Source organism: Myxococcus xanthus, assembly GCF_013116825.1.
GTDB lineage: Bacteria > Myxococcota > Myxococcia > Myxococcales > Myxococcaceae > Myxococcus > Myxococcus xanthus_B.
On the sequence record NZ_JABFNS010000304.1, the window covers coordinates 1 to 530 of the forward strand.

Annotated in this window: 1 protein-coding gene; it reads right to left on the minus strand. The window is 76.0% G+C overall.

Features of this window, described 5'->3' with window-relative positions; genetic code table 11:
• Positions 1-530: KS-MAT linker domain-containing protein (locus tag HNV26_RS37430; protein ID WP_171453047.1), on the minus strand; the 530-nt coding region annotated here is incomplete at both ends.

The following is a 530-nucleotide window of genomic DNA, read 5'->3' on the forward strand; positions in this document are numbered from 1 at the left end:
TGTATAAGAGACAGCCACGCGGGGGGGCTCCGCGGCGTCGAGCCAGTACCGCTCGCCCTCGAAGGGGTAGGTGGGCAGCGCGAGCCGGTGCGGTGGGTGCTCCCCGTAGAGGGCTGCCCAGGGCCAGGGCGTGCCCTCCGTCCATTCGCGCGCGATGTCGTCGTGCGCGCCTTGGGCCACGCGCTCCAGGAGCGCCGCCTCGCCGGGGGACGCGCGCTGAAGGGCCGCCTCGGAGAGGACCGCCGTGAAGAGGCCCTGTGCGCGCGGCGCGGGCGCTTGCGCCTCGCATGACACGAACGTTCGCAGCCGCTCCCGGCAGGTGGACAGGTCCGTCGCCGCGAAGGCGAGCCGGGCGGCCATGGGCTCACGGCCCACTTGCAGCGTGAAGGCGAGCGACGTCAGCGCGTCGCCATCCCACGCCGGCCGCGCCTCGAGCACGTCGAGCAACTGCCGGGCCCGCGCGCGCAGCCCCTGAGGGGTCCGCGCGGAGAGCGTGAGGATGGCGGGCCGCGGCGCGCGAGGGGGGCGGG